At 55.9% G+C, this 18,297-nt stretch carries 17 protein-coding genes; 3 read left to right on the top strand and 14 right to left on the bottom strand.

The window, feature by feature from the left end; genetic code table 11:
* Positions 1-49 precede the first annotated feature (49 nt).
* The 7 genes from acpP to yceD all read right to left on the bottom strand — a co-directional run bounded on the left by acpP (position 50) and on the right by yceD (position 4,918).
* Positions 50-286 carry an acyl carrier protein gene (gene acpP, locus C3406_RS04315; protein WP_000103754.1) on the bottom strand — a complete coding sequence of 79 codons (237 nt, stop codon included), beginning with the start codon at positions 284-286 and terminating at the stop codon, positions 50-52.
* 154 nt (positions 287-440) lie between these two features.
* On the bottom strand, positions 441-1,175 hold the full coding sequence (gene fabG / locus C3406_RS04310; RefSeq protein ID WP_103823715.1) for a 3-oxoacyl-ACP reductase FabG: 735 nt from the start codon (positions 1,173-1,175) through the stop codon (positions 441-443).
* 13 nt (positions 1,176-1,188) lie between these two features.
* Positions 1,189-2,118: an ACP S-malonyltransferase gene (fabD, locus tag C3406_RS04305; RefSeq protein WP_103823714.1), complete on the bottom strand. Its 930-nt coding sequence runs from the start codon at positions 2,116-2,118 to the stop codon at positions 1,189-1,191.
* Positions 2,119-2,132: 14 nt separating this feature from the next.
* Positions 2,133-3,086: a beta-ketoacyl-ACP synthase III gene (locus C3406_RS04300; protein WP_103179091.1), complete on the bottom strand. Its 954-nt coding sequence runs from the start codon at positions 3,084-3,086 to the stop codon at positions 2,133-2,135.
* Positions 3,087-3,092: 6 nt separating this feature from the next.
* The gene (gene plsX / locus C3406_RS04295; protein WP_210405543.1) at positions 3,093-4,127 is read right to left on the bottom strand and encodes a phosphate acyltransferase PlsX; all 1,035 of its coding nucleotides are present in this window, start codon (positions 4,125-4,127) and stop codon (positions 3,093-3,095) included.
* A gap of 79 nt (positions 4,128-4,206) precedes the next feature.
* Positions 4,207-4,380, bottom strand: a complete 174-nt coding sequence (gene rpmF, locus C3406_RS04290; RefSeq protein ID WP_003857964.1) for a 50S ribosomal protein L32 — start codon at positions 4,378-4,380, stop codon at positions 4,207-4,209.
* Between the two features lie 16 nt (positions 4,381-4,396).
* Positions 4,397-4,918 carry a 23S rRNA accumulation protein YceD gene (yceD, locus tag C3406_RS04285; RefSeq protein WP_103179089.1) on the bottom strand — a complete coding sequence of 174 codons (522 nt, stop codon included), beginning with the start codon at positions 4,916-4,918 and terminating at the stop codon, positions 4,397-4,399.
* A gap of 141 nt (positions 4,919-5,059) precedes the next feature.
* On the opposite strand from yceD, the gene C3406_RS04280 reads away from it, so the two are divergent.
* Positions 5,060-5,644 (top strand): Maf family protein, encoded by a 585-nt coding sequence (locus C3406_RS04280; protein ID WP_103823712.1) that lies wholly within the window; start codon positions 5,060-5,062, stop codon positions 5,642-5,644.
* Positions 5,645-5,724: 80 nt separating this feature from the next.
* Here C3406_RS04280 and rluC read toward each other — a convergent pair whose 3' ends face one another.
* A complete protein-coding gene (gene rluC / locus C3406_RS04275; protein WP_103823711.1) occupies positions 5,725-6,672 on the bottom strand; it encodes a 23S rRNA pseudouridine(955/2504/2580) synthase RluC in 948 nt (315 codons plus the stop codon).
* 571 nt (positions 6,673-7,243) lie between these two features.
* Between rluC and rne the strand changes: the two genes are divergently transcribed.
* The gene (gene rne, locus C3406_RS04265) at positions 7,244-10,459 is read left to right on the top strand and encodes a ribonuclease E (protein ID WP_103823710.1); all 3,216 of its coding nucleotides are present in this window, start codon (positions 7,244-7,246) and stop codon (positions 10,457-10,459) included.
* Between the two features lie 40 nt (positions 10,460-10,499).
* Here the strand turns inward: rne and C3406_RS04260 are convergent, their stop codons facing one another.
* A complete protein-coding gene (locus C3406_RS04260; RefSeq protein ID WP_103823709.1) occupies positions 10,500-11,438 on the bottom strand; it encodes a LysR family transcriptional regulator in 939 nt (312 codons plus the stop codon).
* Between the two features lie 109 nt (positions 11,439-11,547).
* On the opposite strand from C3406_RS04260, the gene C3406_RS04255 reads away from it, so the two are divergent.
* Positions 11,548-12,762, top strand: coding sequence for an MFS transporter (locus C3406_RS04255; protein WP_103823708.1), 1,215 nt, complete (start codon positions 11,548-11,550; stop codon positions 12,760-12,762).
* 79 nt (positions 12,763-12,841) lie between these two features.
* Here the strand turns inward: C3406_RS04255 and flgL are convergent, their stop codons facing one another.
* The 5 genes from flgL to flgH all read right to left on the bottom strand — a co-directional run bounded on the left by flgL (position 12,842) and on the right by flgH (position 18,293).
* Positions 12,842-13,795 carry a flagellar hook-associated protein FlgL gene (gene flgL, locus C3406_RS04250; protein WP_103823707.1) on the bottom strand — a complete coding sequence of 318 codons (954 nt, stop codon included), beginning with the start codon at positions 13,793-13,795 and terminating at the stop codon, positions 12,842-12,844.
* Positions 13,796-13,809: 14 nt separating this feature from the next.
* Positions 13,810-15,456 (bottom strand): flagellar hook-associated protein FlgK, encoded by a 1,647-nt coding sequence (gene flgK / locus C3406_RS04245; RefSeq protein ID WP_103823706.1) that lies wholly within the window; start codon positions 15,454-15,456, stop codon positions 13,810-13,812.
* Between the two features lie 75 nt (positions 15,457-15,531).
* Positions 15,532-16,485, bottom strand: coding sequence for a flagellar assembly peptidoglycan hydrolase FlgJ (gene flgJ / locus C3406_RS04240; RefSeq protein WP_103823705.1), 954 nt, complete (start codon positions 16,483-16,485; stop codon positions 15,532-15,534).
* Positions 16,485-17,582, bottom strand: coding sequence for a flagellar basal body P-ring protein FlgI (locus tag C3406_RS04235; RefSeq protein ID WP_103823704.1), 1,098 nt, complete (start codon positions 17,580-17,582; stop codon positions 16,485-16,487). The genes flgJ and C3406_RS04235 overlap by 1 nt, the downstream gene beginning before the upstream one ends.
* Before the next feature lie 12 nt (positions 17,583-17,594).
* Positions 17,595-18,293 (bottom strand): flagellar basal body L-ring protein FlgH, encoded by a 699-nt coding sequence (gene flgH / locus C3406_RS04230; protein ID WP_039028917.1) that lies wholly within the window; start codon positions 18,291-18,293, stop codon positions 17,595-17,597.
* Between the last annotated feature and the right edge of the window lie 4 nt (positions 18,294-18,297).

Here is an 18,297-nt window from a genome sequence, read left to right as displayed (position 1 = left end):
TACAAAAGAAAAAACTCAGGCGGTCGAATGACCGCCTGGAGATGTTCACTTACGCCTGGTGACCGTTGATGTAATCAATGGCAGCCTGAACGGTGGTGATTTTCTCAGCTTCTTCGTCCGGAATCTCAGTATCAAACTCTTCTTCCAGAGCCATTACCAGCTCAACGGTGTCAAGAGAATCTGCGCCCAGGTCTTCAACGAAAGAAGCATTGTTGGTCACTTCTTCCTGCTTAACGCCCAGCTGTTCGCCGATAATTTTCTTAACGCGTTCTTCGATAGTGCTCATACTCTTAAATTTCCTATCAAAACTCGCTTTCGCGATGGTTTTCGTAGTGTATAAAATGTTGAAAAATTTGCAACTAAATCCCGGCAGGTCTTACCACGATTTTACGTTATTTTGAGGCCATTCCCCCTCATAACGCAAATATTTTCTATCGTGGTTAAACCATGTACATTCCGCCGTTGACGTGGAGAGTCTCACCAGTGATGTAACTCGCTTCGTCAGAAGCTAAAAATGCAACCGCGCTGGCGATTTCTTTAGGGTCGCCTAAACGACCCGCTGGAACTGCCGCCAGCGTACCCGCACGCTGCTCATCGGTCAGCGCACGCGTCATGTCCGTTTCAATAAAGCCCGGAGCAACAACGTTTACAGTAATTCCGCGGGACGCAACTTCGCGCGCCAGCGACTTACTGAAACCGATCAGGCCTGCTTTCGCCGCAGCGTAGTTTGCCTGACCAGCATTTCCCATGGTACCAACCACAGAACCGACAGTGATAACACGCCCATGACGCTTCTTCATCATAGCTCGCATTACCGCTTTTGACAGACGGAACACAGATGACAGGTTGGTTTCGATAATATCGTTCCACTCATCATCTTTCATTCGCATCAGTAAGTTGTCGCGAGTGATTCCGGCATTATTGACCAGAATATCCACTTCGCCAAATTCTGCGCGAATATTTCCCAGAACAGATTCGATAGATGCCGGATCGGTCACATTCAACATCAGACCTTTACCGTTCGCACCCAGATAGTCACTAATAGCCTGCGCGCCATTTTCGCTGGTAGCGGTGCCGATCACTGTCGCGCCACGCGCGACGAGAGTTTCAGCGATAGCACGACCAATACCACGGCTTGCGCCGGTGACCAGTGCGATTTTTCCTTCAAAACTCATGGTATTCCTCTTCTTACTGCGCAAGTGCCGCTGACAGTGCTTCAGGCTCGTTAATCGCCGATGCAGTCAGGGTATCAACAATACGTTTAGTCAGACCGGTGAGGACCTTACCCGGGCCCACTTCATACAGATGCTCTACGCCCTGCGCTGCCATAAATTCAACGGTTTTTGTCCACTGAACCGGGCTATAGAGCTGGCGAACCAGCGCGTGGCGGATGGCCTCTGGCGCGGTTTCACATTGCACATCAACGTTGTTGACCACCGGAATGGTCGGTGCGCTGAAGGTGATTTTTTCCAGCTCAACGGCCAGCTTGTCTGCAGCAGGCTTCATCAGCGCGCAGTGGGACGGTACGCTCACTGGCAGCGGCAGCGCACGTTTGGCGCCCGCGGCTTTACAGGCTGCGCCTGCACGCTCAACTGCCTCTTTATGGCCGGCGATAACCACCTGGCCCGGGGAGTTGAAGTTCACCGGTGAAACGACCTGGCCTTCTGCAGATTCTTCACACGCTTTCGCGATAGAAGCATCATCCAGACCAATAATGGCTGACATGCCGCCCGTGCCTTCCGGCACCGCTTCCTGCATGAATTTGCCGCGCATCTCAACCAGACGCACAGCATCCGCAAACGCAATCACACCCGCACAAACCAGCGCAGAATACTCACCCAGGCTGTGACCGGCCAACAGCGCTGGCGTTTTGCCGCCCTGCTGCTGCCATACGCGCCACAGTGCGACCGATGCGGTCAGCAACGCAGGCTGCGTCTGCCAGGTTTTATTCAGCTCTTCGGCTGGCCCTTGCTGGGTCAGCGCCCAAAGATCGTAGCCCAGCGCATCAGAAGCCTCACGAAAAGTCTCTTCGATTACCGGAAACTGCTCCGCCAATCCAGATAACATTCCAACAGCCTGAGAACCCTGGCCGGGGAATACAAAAGCAAATTGCGTCATTTTTTTTATCCTTTCTAGAAACGAACCAGCGCAGAACCCCAGGTGAAACCGCCACCGAAGGCCTCGAGCAAGACCAGTTGGCCCCGTTGAATTCGTCCATCGCGCACCGCTTCGTCAAACGCGCACGGTACTGATGCTGCAGACGTATTGCCATGACGATCCAGCGTCACTACAACGTTATCCATAGACATGCCGAGTTTCTTCGCTGTGGCGCTAATAATGCGCAGGTTAGCCTGATGCGGCACCAGCCAGTCAAGAGCGGAACGCTCCAGATTATTGGCTTCCAGCGTCTCGTCAACGATGTGTGCCAGTTCGGTCACTGCCACTTTGAAGACTTCGTTACCCGCCATAGTCAGGTAGATGGCGCTGTCCGGGTTGACACGATCCGCATTTGGCAGCGTTAACAGCTCGCCGTAGCGACCGTCAGCATGCAGATGCGTTGAGATGATGCCCGGCTCTTCAGATTGTCCTAACAGGACAGCACCCGCGCCATCACCAAAAATAATGATCGTCCCGCGATCGTTTGGATCGCAGGTGCGAGCCAGAACGTCCGCGCCTATGACCAGCGCATATTTCACTGCGCCGGATTTCACATATTGATCGGCAATGCTCAGCGCATAGGTAAAGCCTGCGCAGGCAGCGGCAACGTCAAACGCCGGGCAGCCTTTGATGCCCAGCATGTTCTGCACCTGGCACGCAGCGCTTGGGAAGGCATGCGTGGCGGAAGTGGTCGCAACAATAATCAGACCGATGTCATCTTTATCGACACCCGCCATTTCCAGCGCGCGCTGGGCGGCTTCATAGCCCATGGTGGAAACTGTTTCATCTGGCGCGGCAATACGACGTTCGCGGATACCTGTACGTGTGACGATCCACTCGTCAGACGTGTCTACCATTTTTTCCAGATCGGCATTGGTTCGCACTTGCTTTGGCAGATAGCTGCCGGTACCTAAAATCTTCGTATACATGTACGCTCAGTCACTTTTTGCTAATACAGATCCCAGGCGAGCGGCAATCCGCTGTGGGACTTGTCGCTGCACCGCCTGCACTGCCTGTTCAATCGCGACGGCAAACGCTCGCTGATTGGCCGCACCGTGACTCTTGATCACAATGCCGCGCAATCCTAACAGACAGGCGCCATTATACTGGTCGGGGTTGAGGTGACTGAATCGCCGCGCCAGGCTCTTTTGTAACCAACGCTTTAATAAAATCAGCCACCATGACCGTTTTTTCCCCTCTCCCTGCGATTTAAGCAGAGAAAGAAACATTCTCACCACCCCTTCCATGGTTTTTAATGTAACGTTTCCTGTAAACCCGTCACACACCAGTACATCCGTTTTTCCGGTCAATAGTTCGTTGGCTTCAAGATATCCAATATAGTTGATGGATGGCTCATTTTTTAGCCGCTCGGACGCTTCACGGATGCTGTCGAGGCCTTTGGTCTCTTCCTCACCAATATTCAGCAAAGCAACGCGGGGATGAGAAATCCCTACCACTTCCTCTGCCAGCACCGAGCCCATAACGGCAAACTGCGCCAACATCACACTGTCGCAATCGACGTTGGCGCCTAAATCCAGCACCACCGTTTTGCCCTTTTGCTGGTGCGGCAGTACCGTTACCAGCGCCGGGCGCTCAATACCTTCAAGCGGTTTGAGCAGTAATTTTGCCAGCCCCATCAGCGCGCCGGTATTTCCGGCGCTGACACAGGCTTGTGCGCGGCCCTCTTTAACCAGCTCAAGCGCGATGCGCATTGAACTTCCGCGGCTGCTGCGGATCGCCTGTGAGGCCCGGACATCACTGGCAATAACTGACTGGGCAGGAATAATCTGCAGACGTGAACGTTGTTCGAAGTCAGCTTTTGCGAGTAATGGCGTGATAGCGTCGGGATTACCGACTAAAAGGAGAGCGAGTTGCGAATTAGAGTTCAGTGCCTGCAATGCTGCAGGCACTGTCACGGAAGGGCCAAAATCGCCCCCCATGACATCTAACGCCAGGGTTAGACGTGTCAAGGTATCGTCGCAGCCTGGTTCGGTATATCCCCGTTTGCACGGGGAAACCCTCACTAAGCCTAATCACGCAAACGCGTGATTACTTAGTGATAACCTTGCGGCCGCGGTAGAAACCGTCAGCAGTGATGTGGTGACGCAGGTGTTTTTCACCAGAAGTCTTGTCTACAGACAGGCTGGTGACTGCAGTCAGTGCGTCATGGGAACGACGCATGCCACGTTTGGAACGGGTTGGTTTATTCTGTTGTACGGCCATGGACCTTACTCCTTAATTACTTACGCTTTAAGCTGGCTAATACGGCAAATGGGTTTGGTTTTTGCGCTTCATCAGGCAGTTCCCCAAAGACCATGTCCGCCTCGGACACTTCACAGTGTTCAGAATCATGCACCGGAACCACTGGCAGAGCGAGGATGATTTCATCTTCAACTAACGCCAGCAGATCGATTTCACCGAATTCGTTAACCTCAATCGGCTCATACGCTTCCGGGAGTGCTTCAGCCTGTTCGTCTGAACGAACCGGACTGAAACAATATGTTGTGTGAACATGAAGTGGGAACGGTTTCCCGCAACGCTGACACTCGAGCGTAACCGAAACCTTTGCATCACCGGTTAATACGGCGAGGCGCTGGTTATCGATAGCGAACGACATGGAGCATTCCACATCACTGTCCACACTGACTACGGATTCGGCAATACGTTCAGCCTGGTCACGGGTATAAATACCTTCGTAATCGAGGCGTTTTTGAGCCGTACGAACCGGATCAAGAGTCAGGGGTAATTTTACCTTTTGCATAGGGCGCGCATATTAACTTTGTAACGTCATAGAGTCAAAGAAAAAGGCAACCTCGGGCTGCCTTTTGCCAATTATTCGCACACATTGCGGCCTGTAGTTTAAAATGGCTGGCATCGATACGCTATATCTGGTGAAAAAAATATGCCAAATCTTATTCTCGCCTCGACTTCACCCTACCGCCGCGTGTTGCTGGAAAAGCTTGGCGTACCCTTTGAATGCGCCGCGCCGAACGTGGATGAAAGTCCACAACCCGGTGAATCGCCACGGCATCTGGTGGTACGTCTGGCGCAGGAAAAAGCAAAAAGCCTGGCAGCGCAATTTCCTGACCATCTTATTATAGGTTCCGATCAGGTTTGCGTCCTGGATGGTGCTATCACGGGTAAACCGCATACCGAAGAGAACGCGCGTCAGCAGCTGTTAAAAGCCCGCGGCAATATCGTCACGTTCTATACCGGCCTGGCTCTCTATAACAGCTCAACAGGCCATTTGCAGACGGAATGCGAGCCCTTTGACGTTCACTTCCGCCATCTCAGCGAACAAGAGATTGATGACTACGTCCGTAAAGAGCGTCCGTTAAACTGCGCGGGCAGCTTTAAGAGCGAAGGGCTGGGGATTGCGTTGTTTGACAGGCTGGACGGGCGCGACCCGAACACCCTGGTGGGATTACCGCTGATTGCGCTGTGCCAGATGCTGCGCCGGGAACATTACAACCCGTTAATGGCGTAGCCCTCTGCTTCGCCCGGCGGCGCTACGCTTGCACGGGCCTACGGTTTTGTAAGCCGGGTAAGCGCAGCGCCACCCGGCAATTAACCGCGCAGAACTTTAAGACAGCGTTTCAGCTGCTCATCCATAGGCGCTTCGATACGCATCACCTCGCCAGTACCCGGATGGGTAAACTTCAGCGCGGCGGCATGCAGGAACAGACGAGACAAGCCCGTACCCGCCAGCTGCTTATCAAACTCACGGTCGCCATAGCGATCGTCGAAGGCGATGGGATGACCTGCATGCAGGGTGTGAACACGGATCTGGTGAGTACGACCGGTCACTGGGCTGCAGCGCACTAGGGTAGCGAATTCATAACGCTCTTCTACTTTGAAGCGCGTTTCAGACGGTTTGCCTTCCTGACTCACGCGAACGATACGCTCACCGCTTTGCAGAATATTTTTCAGCAGCGGAGCCTGGACCACTTTGACATGGGACTGCCACTGGCCACGCACCAGCGCGAGGTAATCCTTCTGCATCCCCTTCTCACGCAGCTGTTCATGCAGCGAACGCAGCGCCGAACGCTTTTTCGCCACCAGCAGTACGCCAGAGGTGTCGCGGTCAAGACGATGAACCAGCTCCAGGAAGCGTGCTTCCGGGCGCAGCGCGCGCAGACCTTCGATCACGCCGAAGCTCAACCCGCTACCGCCGTGTACGGCTGTACCTGAGGGTTTGTTGAGTACCAGGATATGATCGTCTTCATATAAGATCACATCCGTCAGCGCGGCGACTTTATTCAGATGCGGCGATACCGCCTCCTCTTCCCGCTCGGCGACACGTACGGGCGGGATGCGCACTTCATCACCCGCTTCCAGTTTGTACTCGGGTTTAATACGCTTCTTATTCACACGCACCTCACCCTTACGCAAGATGCGATAAATCATGCTCTTTGGCACACCCTTCAGTTGGGTGCGCAAAAAGTTGTCGATGCGTTGCCCCGCTTCATCATCGGTAATGGCAACCATTTTTACGGCTGGAGTCTCTGTTTTCATGGGGGGCGATTCTAATTATCGGCAGCCATTAGCGCCACTCATTTTTCTATGCTTATATTTAGTTTTACCCGGTTACTGTTTCGTTCACGCAATCGATTTGGTGGTTATTAAACCAATCCTATGAGAGAAGTGAAAAAACTGTGAGTAACCGGGTGATAATTGGCAAAAGTCATCTTGCTATAACCCGGTTAGCAATGGAATAATGCTGCAGTTTTCCGTGTTAAATCCTGGTTAAGCAAGGATATCGACGGAATGACCAATTTTGTCTGACCGATCATCCACGCAGCAATGGCGTAAGACGTATTGATCTTTCAGACAGTTAGCGGGCTGCGGGTTGCAGTACTTACCGGTAAATGGAATCTTCTCTGGAGAGTTTTACCCAGGCTATTCCCCTGATAATCGCGCTGTATTTCCGTATGAAATACAGGCAACCGACACTTTGCGCCTCTTAAGCGAGCGACAACCGTGAGGTTGGCGACGTGAATAGACACGAGGCCATCGGTTCATACCCCGGAAAGCGTCACCTTGCCCGCAGCTTAGTCGTCAATGTAAGAATAATGAGTAAGTTACGATGAAAAGAATGTTAATCAACGCAACTCAGCAAGAAGAGTTGCGTGTCGCCCTTGTGGATGGGCAGCGTCTGTACGATCTGGATATCGAAAGTCCTGGACACGAACAGAAAAAAGCGAACATTTACAAAGGCAAAATCACCCGCATTGAACCCAGCCTTGAGGCCGCATTTGTCGATTACGGTGCCGAGCGTCATGGTTTCCTCCCGCTGAAAGAGATCGCTCGCGAGTACTTCCCTTCCAACTATAATGCCCATGGCCGTCCTAACATCAAAGATGTTCTGCGTGAAGGTCAGGAAGTTATTGTCCAGATTGATAAAGAAGAGCGTGGCAACAAAGGCGCTGCACTGACTACCTTTATCAGCCTGGCAGGCAGCTACCTCGTACTGATGCCAAACAACCCGCGCGCGGGGGGTATCTCTCGCCGTATCGAAGGGGATGACCGTACCGAGCTGAAAGAAGCGCTGGCAAGCCTGGAGCTGCCAGACGGCATGGGTCTGATTGTTCGTACCGCAGGCGTGGGCAAATCTGCCGAAGCGCTGCAGTGGGACCTGGGCTTCCGTCTGAAGCACTGGGAAGCGATTCAGAAAGCCGCTGAAAGCCGCCCTGCTCCGTTCCTGATCCACCAGGAAAGCAACGTTATCGTGCGTGCCTTCCGCGACTATCTGCGTCAGGACATTGGCGAAATTCTGATTGATAACCCGAAAGTGCTTGAGCTGGCTCGCCAGCACATTGCCGCGCTGGGTCGTCCCGATTTCACCAGCAAAATCAAACTGTACACCGGTGAGATCCCGCTGTTCAGCCACTACCAGATTGAATCGCAGATTGAATCCGCCTTCCAGCGTGAAGTCCGTCTGCCATCCGGTGGTTCTATCGTTATCGACAGCACCGAGGCGCTGACCGCCATCGACATCAACTCCGCCCGTGCAACCCGCGGTGGCGATATCGAAGAGACGGCATTCAACACCAACCTGGAAGCGGCCGATGAGATTGCCCGCCAGCTGCGTCTGCGTGACCTGGGCGGCCTGATCGTTATCGACTTCATCGACATGACGCCGGTACGTCACCAGCGTGCGGTGGAAAACCGTCTGCGTGAAGCGGTGCGTCAGGATCGTGCGCGTATCCAGATCAGCCATATCTCCCGCTTTGGCCTGCTAGAGATGTCCCGCCAGCGTCTGAGCCCGTCACTGGGTGAATCCAGCCACCACGTCTGCCCACGCTGTAGCGGTACCGGCACCGTGCGTGACAACGAATCGCTGTCCCTCTCTATCCTGCGTCTTATCGAAGAAGAAGCGCTAAAAGAGAACACCAAAGAAGTTCACGCCATTGTGCCTGTACCGATTGCCTCCTACCTGCTGAACGAAAAACGTGCCGCGGTAAGTGCGATCGAAGCCCGTCTGGGTGGCGTACGCTGCGTGATCGTGCCTAACGATCAGATGCAGACCCCGCACTACTCCGTGCTGCGCGTGCGCAAAGGCGAAGAGACCTCTACCCTGAGCTACATGCTGCCTAAGCTGCATGAAGAGGCGATGGCGCTGCCGTCCGAGGAAGAGTACTCGGAGCGTAAACTGCCTGAACAGCCTGCACTGGCAGCGTTTGTGATGCCTGAAGCACCGCCTGCCCCAGCGCAGGAGACCGTGGCGGCTAAACCTGCAACCAAACCGGCGGCAGAAGTGAGCCAACCGGCTGCACAGCCTGGTCTGCTGAGCCGCTTCCTCAATGCGCTGAAGAAGATGTTTGCGGGTGAAGAGCCGCAGCCTGCCCCGGCACCGGTTGAGAAGAAAGAAGAGAAACAGGAGCGTTCACCGGATCGTCGTAAACGCCAGAACAACCGTCGTGACCGCAATGAGCGCCGCGATAACCGTTCAGAGAGCAACGAAGGCCGTGAAGGCAGCGAAAGCCGTGACAATCGTGATAACCGCGAAGGTCGCGAGCGCCGTGAAGGACGTGACGAAAACCGTCGCAACCGCCGCGAGAAGCCGCAGCAGAACGCGGAAGAGCGTGAAATTCGCCAGCCGGTCAGCGAAGAGTCTGACAAAGGCAGACAGCGCGATGAGCAGCAGCCGCGCCGCGAACGTAACCGTCGTCGTAACGATGACAAGCGTCAGGCTCAGCAGGAAGTTAAAGCCCTGAATCGCGACGAAGAGATCGCTCAGGATACTGAACAGGAAGAACGCGTTCAGGTGATGCCGCGCCGTAAGCAGCGTCAAATGAGCCAGAAAGTGCGTTTCCAGTCTCAGGCTGAAGAAGCTGCGGTTGAAGCGATCGCGCCACAGGCCGAGCCGGCACAGCGCACCGAGCTGGCTAAAGTTGATCTGCCTGCGGTGATTGAAAACGCACCTGAGCAGGAAGAAAACGCTGAAGGCCGTGAAAACGCCGGCATGCCGCGCCGTTCACGTCGCTCTCCGCGTCACCTGCGCGTGAGTGGTCAGCGTCGCCGTCGTTATCGTGACGAGCGTTATCCGCTGCAGTCGCCAATGCCGCTGGCTATTGCCTGTGCCTCACCAGAAATGGCATCCGGTAAAGCCTGGATCCGTTATCCGGTAGCTCGCCCTCAGGAGCCACAGTTTGAAGAGCAGAACGTCGCTCAGGAAACTGCAACCCCTGTTACGCCAGTCGCGGTTGAAGCGATCGCTGACGCTGCTGCCGTTGTGATCCCAGAGCCGCAGGTGGTTGAAATCGCAACTTCACATCCGGAAGTGATTGCTGCGCCTGTGACAGAACAGCCGCAGATCGTCACTCCTGACGATGCGGTCGTCGCGAAGCAGATTGCAGAAGATGCTGCCGTAGCTGAACCTGCTGTCGAAGAAGCCGCTGCCGTTGAATCGGCTGAAACCACCGAAGCAGCCGTCGAGCCGCAGCCGGTTGTGGAAGTTGAAGTAGAAACGGAAGTTCAACCTGAGATTGAAATCGATGTTGAACCGGTTGAGGCCGCTGAAGTGGAACCTGAAGTCACTGACGTCGCTCACGTCGACGAGCCAGAAGTGAAGCCGGTTCCTGCAGTGAAGCCAGCGCCAGCCACTCAGGTTCATGCTGAAGCCCATCACGCGACAGCCCCAATGACCCGTGCGCCGGCACCGGAATATGTTCCGGAAGCGCCGCGCCAGAGTGACTGGGTACGTCCGGCATTTGAATTTGACGGTAAAGGCTCTGCAGGTGGTCACAGTGCCACCCATCACGCCACGGCGCCAGCCACGCGTCCACAGCCGGCTGAATAAGCCTGCTTAAGCGCAAAAGCCGACCTTCGGGTCGGCTTTTTTATTGCTTCTGCTCTGGCCTGCGCATCCCTGCGATTTCAGGCATCACCTCTCTCATCATCTCCAGAAAACGGCGCAATCGCGCCGGATAGTAGCGAGACCACGGATAGACAAGATGAACCGGCAACGCGGCGGGCTGCCAGTCAGGCACCAGATGGATCAGCCTGCCTTCGCGGATATCCGCTTCGACAGTCCAGCTTGAGACCACGGCAACGCCCAGCCCGGTGAGCGCGCTTTTACGCGCCACGTAGAGGCTGTCGGTACTTAAGCGCGGGGAGATAGCCACCCGCAGCGGTTGTGCGGCTTCCGCGCTGAAAAGTTCAACATGCTGACGATAAAAAGTATTGAGCGCCACCCAGGGCAGCGCGGAGAGATCTTCCGGTTTTTCTACTGGCGCAAACCGTGCCAGCAGCTCGGGTGACGCCACAATGCTGCGTGGTACCTCGGCCAGCAATACCGACACCGTGGCCGGGTCGATCTCCGCCCCTACCCGGATAGCGCAGTCGATATTGTCACTTAAAAAATCAGCCGAGCGGTCATTGAGCATCCACTCCACATTGAGTCGTGGATAGCGCAGCAGGAACGCCGTCAATGGCTCCAGCAACTGCTCCTGTCCAAAGGCATGCGGCGCACGCACGCGAAGCACCCCGACCGGCTCATCTTCTGTTTGCCCGACTTCATCCTCCAGCGCGTACCAGCTGTCAATGACCCGCCGGGCATGCTGATAGCAGCGTTCGCCGTCATCCGTCAGCTTCATGGCGTGTGTCGTTCGCAGGATCAGGCGCACGCCCAATAGCGTCTCCAGCGATTGCAGCCGACGGCTGACGGTGGCCTGGCTGGTCGCCATCTGCACCGCGGCAGCAGAAAGAGAGCCCGTCTCCACGATACGCACAAAAGTACGCATCAGCTCTACCCGGTCTATACGTTCCGTACGTTTCATTTTTAATCCGGTTATACGTTACACGTATAAGTGTTTTAACACCGGGCCAGCTACCACCGCAAGGCGGGGTGATAAAGAATAGCGACACACCCGAAATGAGGAACTGCATATGAACTCCAGTACCCTGAGCCCAGCCGTCAGCCGTTGGGTAGTTTTCATTCTTGCCATCGGCGCGGGCTTTAGCGTCGCCGCCATCTATTATGCTCAGCCGCTACTGCCGCTGATGGGCGCTGATTTGCATCTCAGTATTGAAGGGATGGGGATGGTGCCCACTCTGACGCAGGCGGGCTATGCGCTGGGGATCCTCTTCCTGCTGCCGCTTGGCGATCGTTATGATCGCCGCACCCTGATTGTGGTGAAAAGCGTTGCGCTGGCATTGCTGCTTTTGGCCTGTAGCCTGACGGCTCAGATCCACTCCCTGCTGCTGGTCAGTCTGCTGATTGGGATGACCGCCACCATGGCGCAGGATATCGTTCCGGCTGCGGCGATCCTCGCCCCGGAGGGCAAACAGGGGAAAACCGTCGGTACGGTGATGACCGGCCTGTTACTGGGGATCCTGCTCTCCCGTACGGTGAGCGGCGTGGTAGGTGAAGCCTTTGGCTGGCGAGTGATGTACCAACTTGCGGCGGGCAGTATTGCGATCCTCGCCGCCGTGATGTGGTTTATTCTGCCCCGCTTCGCGGTGCCGTCGAACCTGCGTTATCCGCAGCTGATGCGTTCCATGGCACATCTGTGGCGTCGCTACCCCGCTCTGCGCCGCGCCGCGCTGGCACAGGGTTTTCTCTCCATCGCCTTTAGCGCCTTCTGGTCTACTCTGGCGGTGATGCTGATGGAACACTACGGGCTTGGCAGCGCCGTTGCCGGTGGCTATGGCATTGCCGGTGCCGCAGGCGCTCTGGCCGCGCCACTCGCAGGCGGTCTGGCGGATAAACTGGGCGCCGGTAAAGTCACTCAGCTGGGTGCCGCGCTGGTAACCGTCTCCTTCGCCCTGATGTTTTTCATGCCGGCACTAGGTGTACAGGGCCAGCTGATCCTGATTGCCATTGCCGCGGTAGGTTTTGATCTCGGTCTGCAGTCGAGCCTGGTGGCCCACCAGAACCTGGTTTACAGCCTTGAGCCCCAGGCCCGTGGCCGGCTGAACGCTCTGCTCTTTACCGGTGTGTTTATCGGGATGGCGTTAGGTTCCGCACTGGGCAGTCAGCTCTATACCATGGCCGGTTGGCCGGGCGTGATTGCGCTGGCGACCATTACAGCAGGCGTGGCGCTGGTTATCCGTATGACCGAAAACGTCCGCACCCGCTCATCGGCCCTGCAAAATTCCTGAAAAAAAAGCCCAATCCGCAAAACGGATTGGGCATACAGAACATAACCAGTTTCAAGCCATGTTCTAAAGGTCAAGTCAGTTATTTATTCAGCTGGAACAGGGACATCCCCTGCATATCGCTGAATGCTTTATAAGATGCCTGAAGCGCCGCTTGTTGCATCACATAAGAGGAGATAGCTGAGTTCCAGTCAACGTCCACCAGGTCGCTCATTTGCTGGGTTAGTCCTAACGCCCGGTCGCTGCCCAGGGAATCGAGCGAACTCAGCTCGGTCAGTTTAGTTCCGAGATCGGCGCGCACGGTCAGCACATTGTCCAGTGAATTACGCAATCCGCGGTTTGCCTTATCAATATCCAACGTCATCTGATCGGCTTTATCCTGATCGCCTTCAACCGGTGTTTTCAGCGCAGCAATCACGTTATCCAGAATTTTAAACATATTTTTTTCTGGCGTAGCGTCACCCGGTTCTGGTGCGGCATTACTGGTAAAGGATTCAAACACGTCGCTACCGATATGGCTAATCTGCATGGTACGTGCAGAATCGACCTGCTGACTGATTGGCGTATCGCCGCCAGCATACTCGCCAGTAGCTTGATCAAATGCCGGAGCATCGGTTTTATAGCCAGCAAATATATAGCGGCCGTTGCCATCGGTGCTGTTCGCCAGGTTCAGCAGCTGATCGCGAATACCCTGCAAATCGGTGGCGAGCGAGTTGCGGTCGTTATCACTCAGAGTACCGTTGCCTGCATAGACTATCTTTTCCTGTGCCGATTGCAGCGCCGTGGTCACCTGGCCCAGCACGTTCTCTTCCAGCGATACCTTCTGCGTGGCAAAAGAACGGGCGAGTGTATACTGGCTGTTTTGTGCCTGTGACTGAGAAATAACAACCGCCTGCGAGGCGGCAATTGGATCGTCAGAAGGACGGTTAACACGTTTACCGGTGGACATCTGCTCACCGTAGCTCAGCCACTTACTCTGGGATTCGGTGACCCCTCGCATGTTCTGCTCATACATCATCTGGGTGCTAATACGCATCGTTCACCTCGGCCTTAGCGAATATTGATTAACGCGTCAAAGAGCGTGCTGGCGGTTTGCAGCACCTGGGCATTGGCCAGGTAGTACTGCTGGTAGCGCTGGAGATTGCCATACTCTTCATCGAGGTTAACCCCGGAGATCGACTGCTGCTGGTTGCTCAGTTGCGTCGTCACGTTTGCCTGGGTGGTGCTGCTGGTTTTCAGCGTCGCGGTTTTGCTGCCGACGGTACTGACCAGCGAGGCATAGGCGTCGTTAAAGGTTTTATTGCCACCGACCACTTTGCTGCTTTGCAGATCCAGTAGCGCCTGGCCGTTGCGGTTGTCACTTTCGCCGCCTTTCTCTTCAGAGGCCATAGCAAGTTTTGACTCATCGCTGATCGCCACATCCATATTGACGATGGCATTGACGACAGGCTTAACGATAAAGCTGTCTTTGTTATTCGCCGTGCCCGATACGTTCACCGTCAGGCCATCAAAGGACAAGTTACCTTTGCCGTCATCAACTGGCTTAACCGTGGTTTTATCCGAGAGGCGGGTGATCTTCCAGCTGCCGCCGTCAAACTCCATCTTGTAGTCGGTAGCCTGTACTTTAGCGCTGTCTGCCACGTTAATGGCGGCAGTGACGGAGGCCGAGCCGGTATTTTTGGTGTTTCCCAGTACCGCGGGAGCACCGATATCAAACAATTTGCCGCCGGCGTTACCTTCAGGATCAAAGCCCTTTTCATGCTGGGTATTCATCTCATTAGCGAAAGAGAGCGCCAGCTGGTTAAGGGTGTTACGTGCCGCGTCGAGCTCTTCGGTACGGAAGGTCAACATGCCGCCCAGAGAGCCGCTGGTCAGCAGTTTTTCCGGGATCTCAACGGGGCCCGAGGTGCCGTCAACAAACGCCACCGTGGTACGGGATGGATCGGCGCTGGACTTCACGGCCGCCAGCTGATTAGCGGTGCTGCCCTGAACCAGGTTGTAGCCATTGCCAAAGGAGACGTTATAGGTGCCGCTATCCTGAACGGAGACTTCAACACCCACGATCTGGTTCAGCTCGCTCACCAGCTGGTCACGCTGGTCGAGCAGATTGTTCGGGGATGCGCCCGCACCCACGCCAGTCAGACGGGAAATCTGATCGTTCAGGTTGGCAATCTGTTTAGCGTAGTTGTTGATCTGATCAACGCTGGTGCCGATAGCGGTATTGATCTGCTTATCCTGATCGCGCAGATACTGATCGTTCACCTTGAACTGGTTCACCAGACCATCAGCCTTGCCCAGTACCGTCTGGCGCGCCGCCGGATCTTCGGCGTTGCTCACCAGAGTCTGCAGACTGGTAAAGAAACCCTGCAGGGTGGTCGCCAGGCTGTTGGTGCTGCCAGAGAGAATGTCGTCAATTTTGGACATCTGCTGGTAGCGGGTCGTCAGGGCACTGCTCTGGTTCTGCGCGGTGCGCAATTGGTTGGTAATGAATGCATCATATTCGCGCTGTACCCCGGAGACATACACGCCGTTGCCAACCCAACCGCCGCCTGTCAGGGTGCTGTTTGAGGCGCTCAGCACCGTAGTCTGACGGGTGTAGCCCGTCACGTTGTAACTTGAAATGTTATTACTGGCGGTATTCAGTGCAGCCTGGGCTGCACTGAGGCCACTCATGGCGCTGTTGATCAAACTGGACATGGGGGTTCCTTTTATACTTTCAGACATGAGTCCTGCTGGAGATTATCGGCAGGCCCCAGCCGGACTTGAGAACTTTCAGAACAGATTTTCGATATCGTTGCTGTAGGCTTTGCTGACTTTCTCGCCCATCGCTTTCAACTGCTGGATCATGCTGGTCAGCTTGCGGGCATACTGTGGATCGGTGGCGTAGCCCGCGTTCTGCAACGCCTGCGCACCCTGCTCTGCTGTCGCCGCCTGGGTCACGGCCGCATAGCGCGGGTTACGACTCAACAGGCCGACATAGTCTGAAAGTGCCTCGAGATAGGAGCTGTAGACGCGGAATTTGGCTTTGATCTTCTTCGCTTCGCCGTTTTCATACTCCGTGGTGGTGATCTCGGTAGTCGGCCCTTTCCAGCTTCCCGAGGCCTTCACCCCGAAGATGTTAAAGCTCGGCTCACCGTTCTCACGGCGGATCTGGCGTTGCCCCCAGCCCGACTCCAGCGCCGCCTGGGCCAGAATCAGGTGATGCGGCACCCCGCTCTGCTGGCTGGCGAGACGCGCCGGCAGGGAGAGCTGTGCCAGGAAGTCTTTGCTATCGCCGGTAAGGGGTTCATCATTGCTCTCAGGCACCTTCGGCACCGCTTTACGCACCATCTGCGTCAGGGCCTGGTTTTGATAGCTGGTGACCCTTTCCAGATCGAACTTCATCGGCACCTGCTGCGGTGCCTCTTCTGGCGGCACGCCCTGCGCGGCCGCCATCTGCTTAACGATCACATCGGCAAGTCCCAACCCTTTACCGGCAGTCATCTGCTGCGCAATCTGCTGGTCATACATGCTGGTGTACAGACGCGTGGAGTCGCTGCTGAAGATGCCATCTTTTGGCAGGGCTTCACGCATGCTTTTCAGCATCATCTGGACAAACATCCCCTCCACCTGGCGGGCAACCGGGCGGATATTGCCCGCCGGATCTTTGCCCGCTTTAGACTTCAGTTCGTTGAGCGACTGGGTATCCCAGGCCGCGCTGCTCAGCAGTTTGCTATCGGTCAGCATCAGATAATTTCCAGTTTGGCGCGCAGGCAGCCCGCGCTCTGCATGGATTGCAGAATCGACATCAGATCCATCGGGGTGGCGCCCAGCGCGTTCAGGGCACGTACCACGTTGTTCAGGTTGGCGCTGGAGCGCACGCTCTGCAGCGAGCCGCCGCTCTGACGCAAATCGATCTGGGTCTGCGGCGTCACTACCGTTTCACCGCCGCCAAACGGCGTATCCGGCTGGCTGACGTTAGCCGAGCGGTTGACGGTCACCGAAAGGTTGCCCTGCGCCACGGCGCAGCTGTCCAGCGTCACCTCACGGTTCATCACCACCGAGCCGGTGCGGGAGTTGATGATCACTTTGGCATCCTGCGGCGTGACGTTCACTTCCATATTCTGGATATCCGCCAGCAGACGCACCTGATTACTGCCGCCGCTGGAGACGCGGATCTGCACGGTACGGGCATCCAGCGCGGTGGCGCTGCCGTAGCCACGGTTGCGGTTGATGGTGTCCGCAATCTGCTGCGCCATGGTGAAGTCGTCATTATTCAGCTGCAGGTTAATGGTGTTGCCGCTGCCGAACTGGGTCGGCAGTTCACGCTCAATGACCGCCCCGTTGGTAATACGGCCGCCGTTCAGCTGGTTGACCTGCACGCTGCTGCCGCCTGCGGAGGCACCCGCCCCGCCGACAAGGATGTTACCCTGCGCCAGGGCATACACCTGGCTATCCACCCCTTTCAGAGGGGTCATCAGCAGAGTACCGCCCCGCAGGCTTTTCGCATTCCCCATAGAGGAAACCACCACGTCGATGGTTTGCCCCTGGCGCGCAAAGGCCGGGAAAGAGGCGGTAACCATTACCGCCGCCACGTTTTTCAGCTGCATGTTGGTCCCGGCGGGCACCGTGATGCCGAGCTGGGAGAGCATGTTGTTCAGACTCTGGGTCGTGAACGGCGTCTGGGTGGTCTGGTCACCCGTCCCGTCAAGCCCCACAACCAGACCGTAACCGATCAGTGAGTTTTCCCGCACACCCTGTACGCTTGCGAGATCGCGAATACGGTCGGCCTGGGCACAGGTCGCCACCAGCACCAGCAGGAACCCGAAGAGGGATTTAAACATAGGTCACCTCGATTACATCGGTGATAAGTTAAGGAAGAAACGCTGCAACCAGCCCATATTCTGCGCCTCATTGATGTAGCCGTTGCCGACATACTCAATGCGCGCATCGGCCACCTGGGTGGACGGTACGGTGTTGGAGCCGCTGATGGTGCGAGGGTTAACCACACCGGAGAAGCGAATGAATTCCGTGCCCTGGTTGATGGCGATCTGTTTTTCACCCACTACATGTAAATTGCCGTTCGCCAGCACCTGGTCGACGGTCACCGTCAACGTGCCGCTAAAGGTGTTGCTGGCATTGGCGCCGCCTTTACCGTTAAAGGAGTTGCCGCCAGACGCCTCGGCATCGGCGCGTGCGTTACCGAAGAGTCCTTCGAGATAGCGCGGCACAGTGTCGAAGCCAAAATTGGTTTTCCCGTCGCGGCTGGCATTCGCCGACGAGCTTTTACTGGCGCTGACGTTTTCCTGCAGCTGGATGGTCAGCGTATCGCCGATATTGCGTGGGCGACGGTCTTCAAACAGCGGCTGATAACCGTAGTTAATCGGCTGCGCGGTCTGGAAAATTGAGCCATTCACTACCGGCGTCGGGCCAGGAATGGGTTGGGCGGAAGTCGCACCCTGCACCAAAGGTTGAGACGGAACCCAGGCGCAACCGCTGAGGGTAACGGCCAGGAGAGTCACTATCGGATAACGAATCGCCGCGTGTTTTTGCATTGCC

The sequence above is a fragment of the Leclercia sp. LSNIH8 genome (assembly GCF_002920195.1).
GTDB lineage: Bacteria > Pseudomonadota > Gammaproteobacteria > Enterobacterales > Enterobacteriaceae > Enterobacter.
Note: the sequence above shows the minus strand (reverse complement) of the source record. Positions and strands in the feature narration are given on the sequence as shown.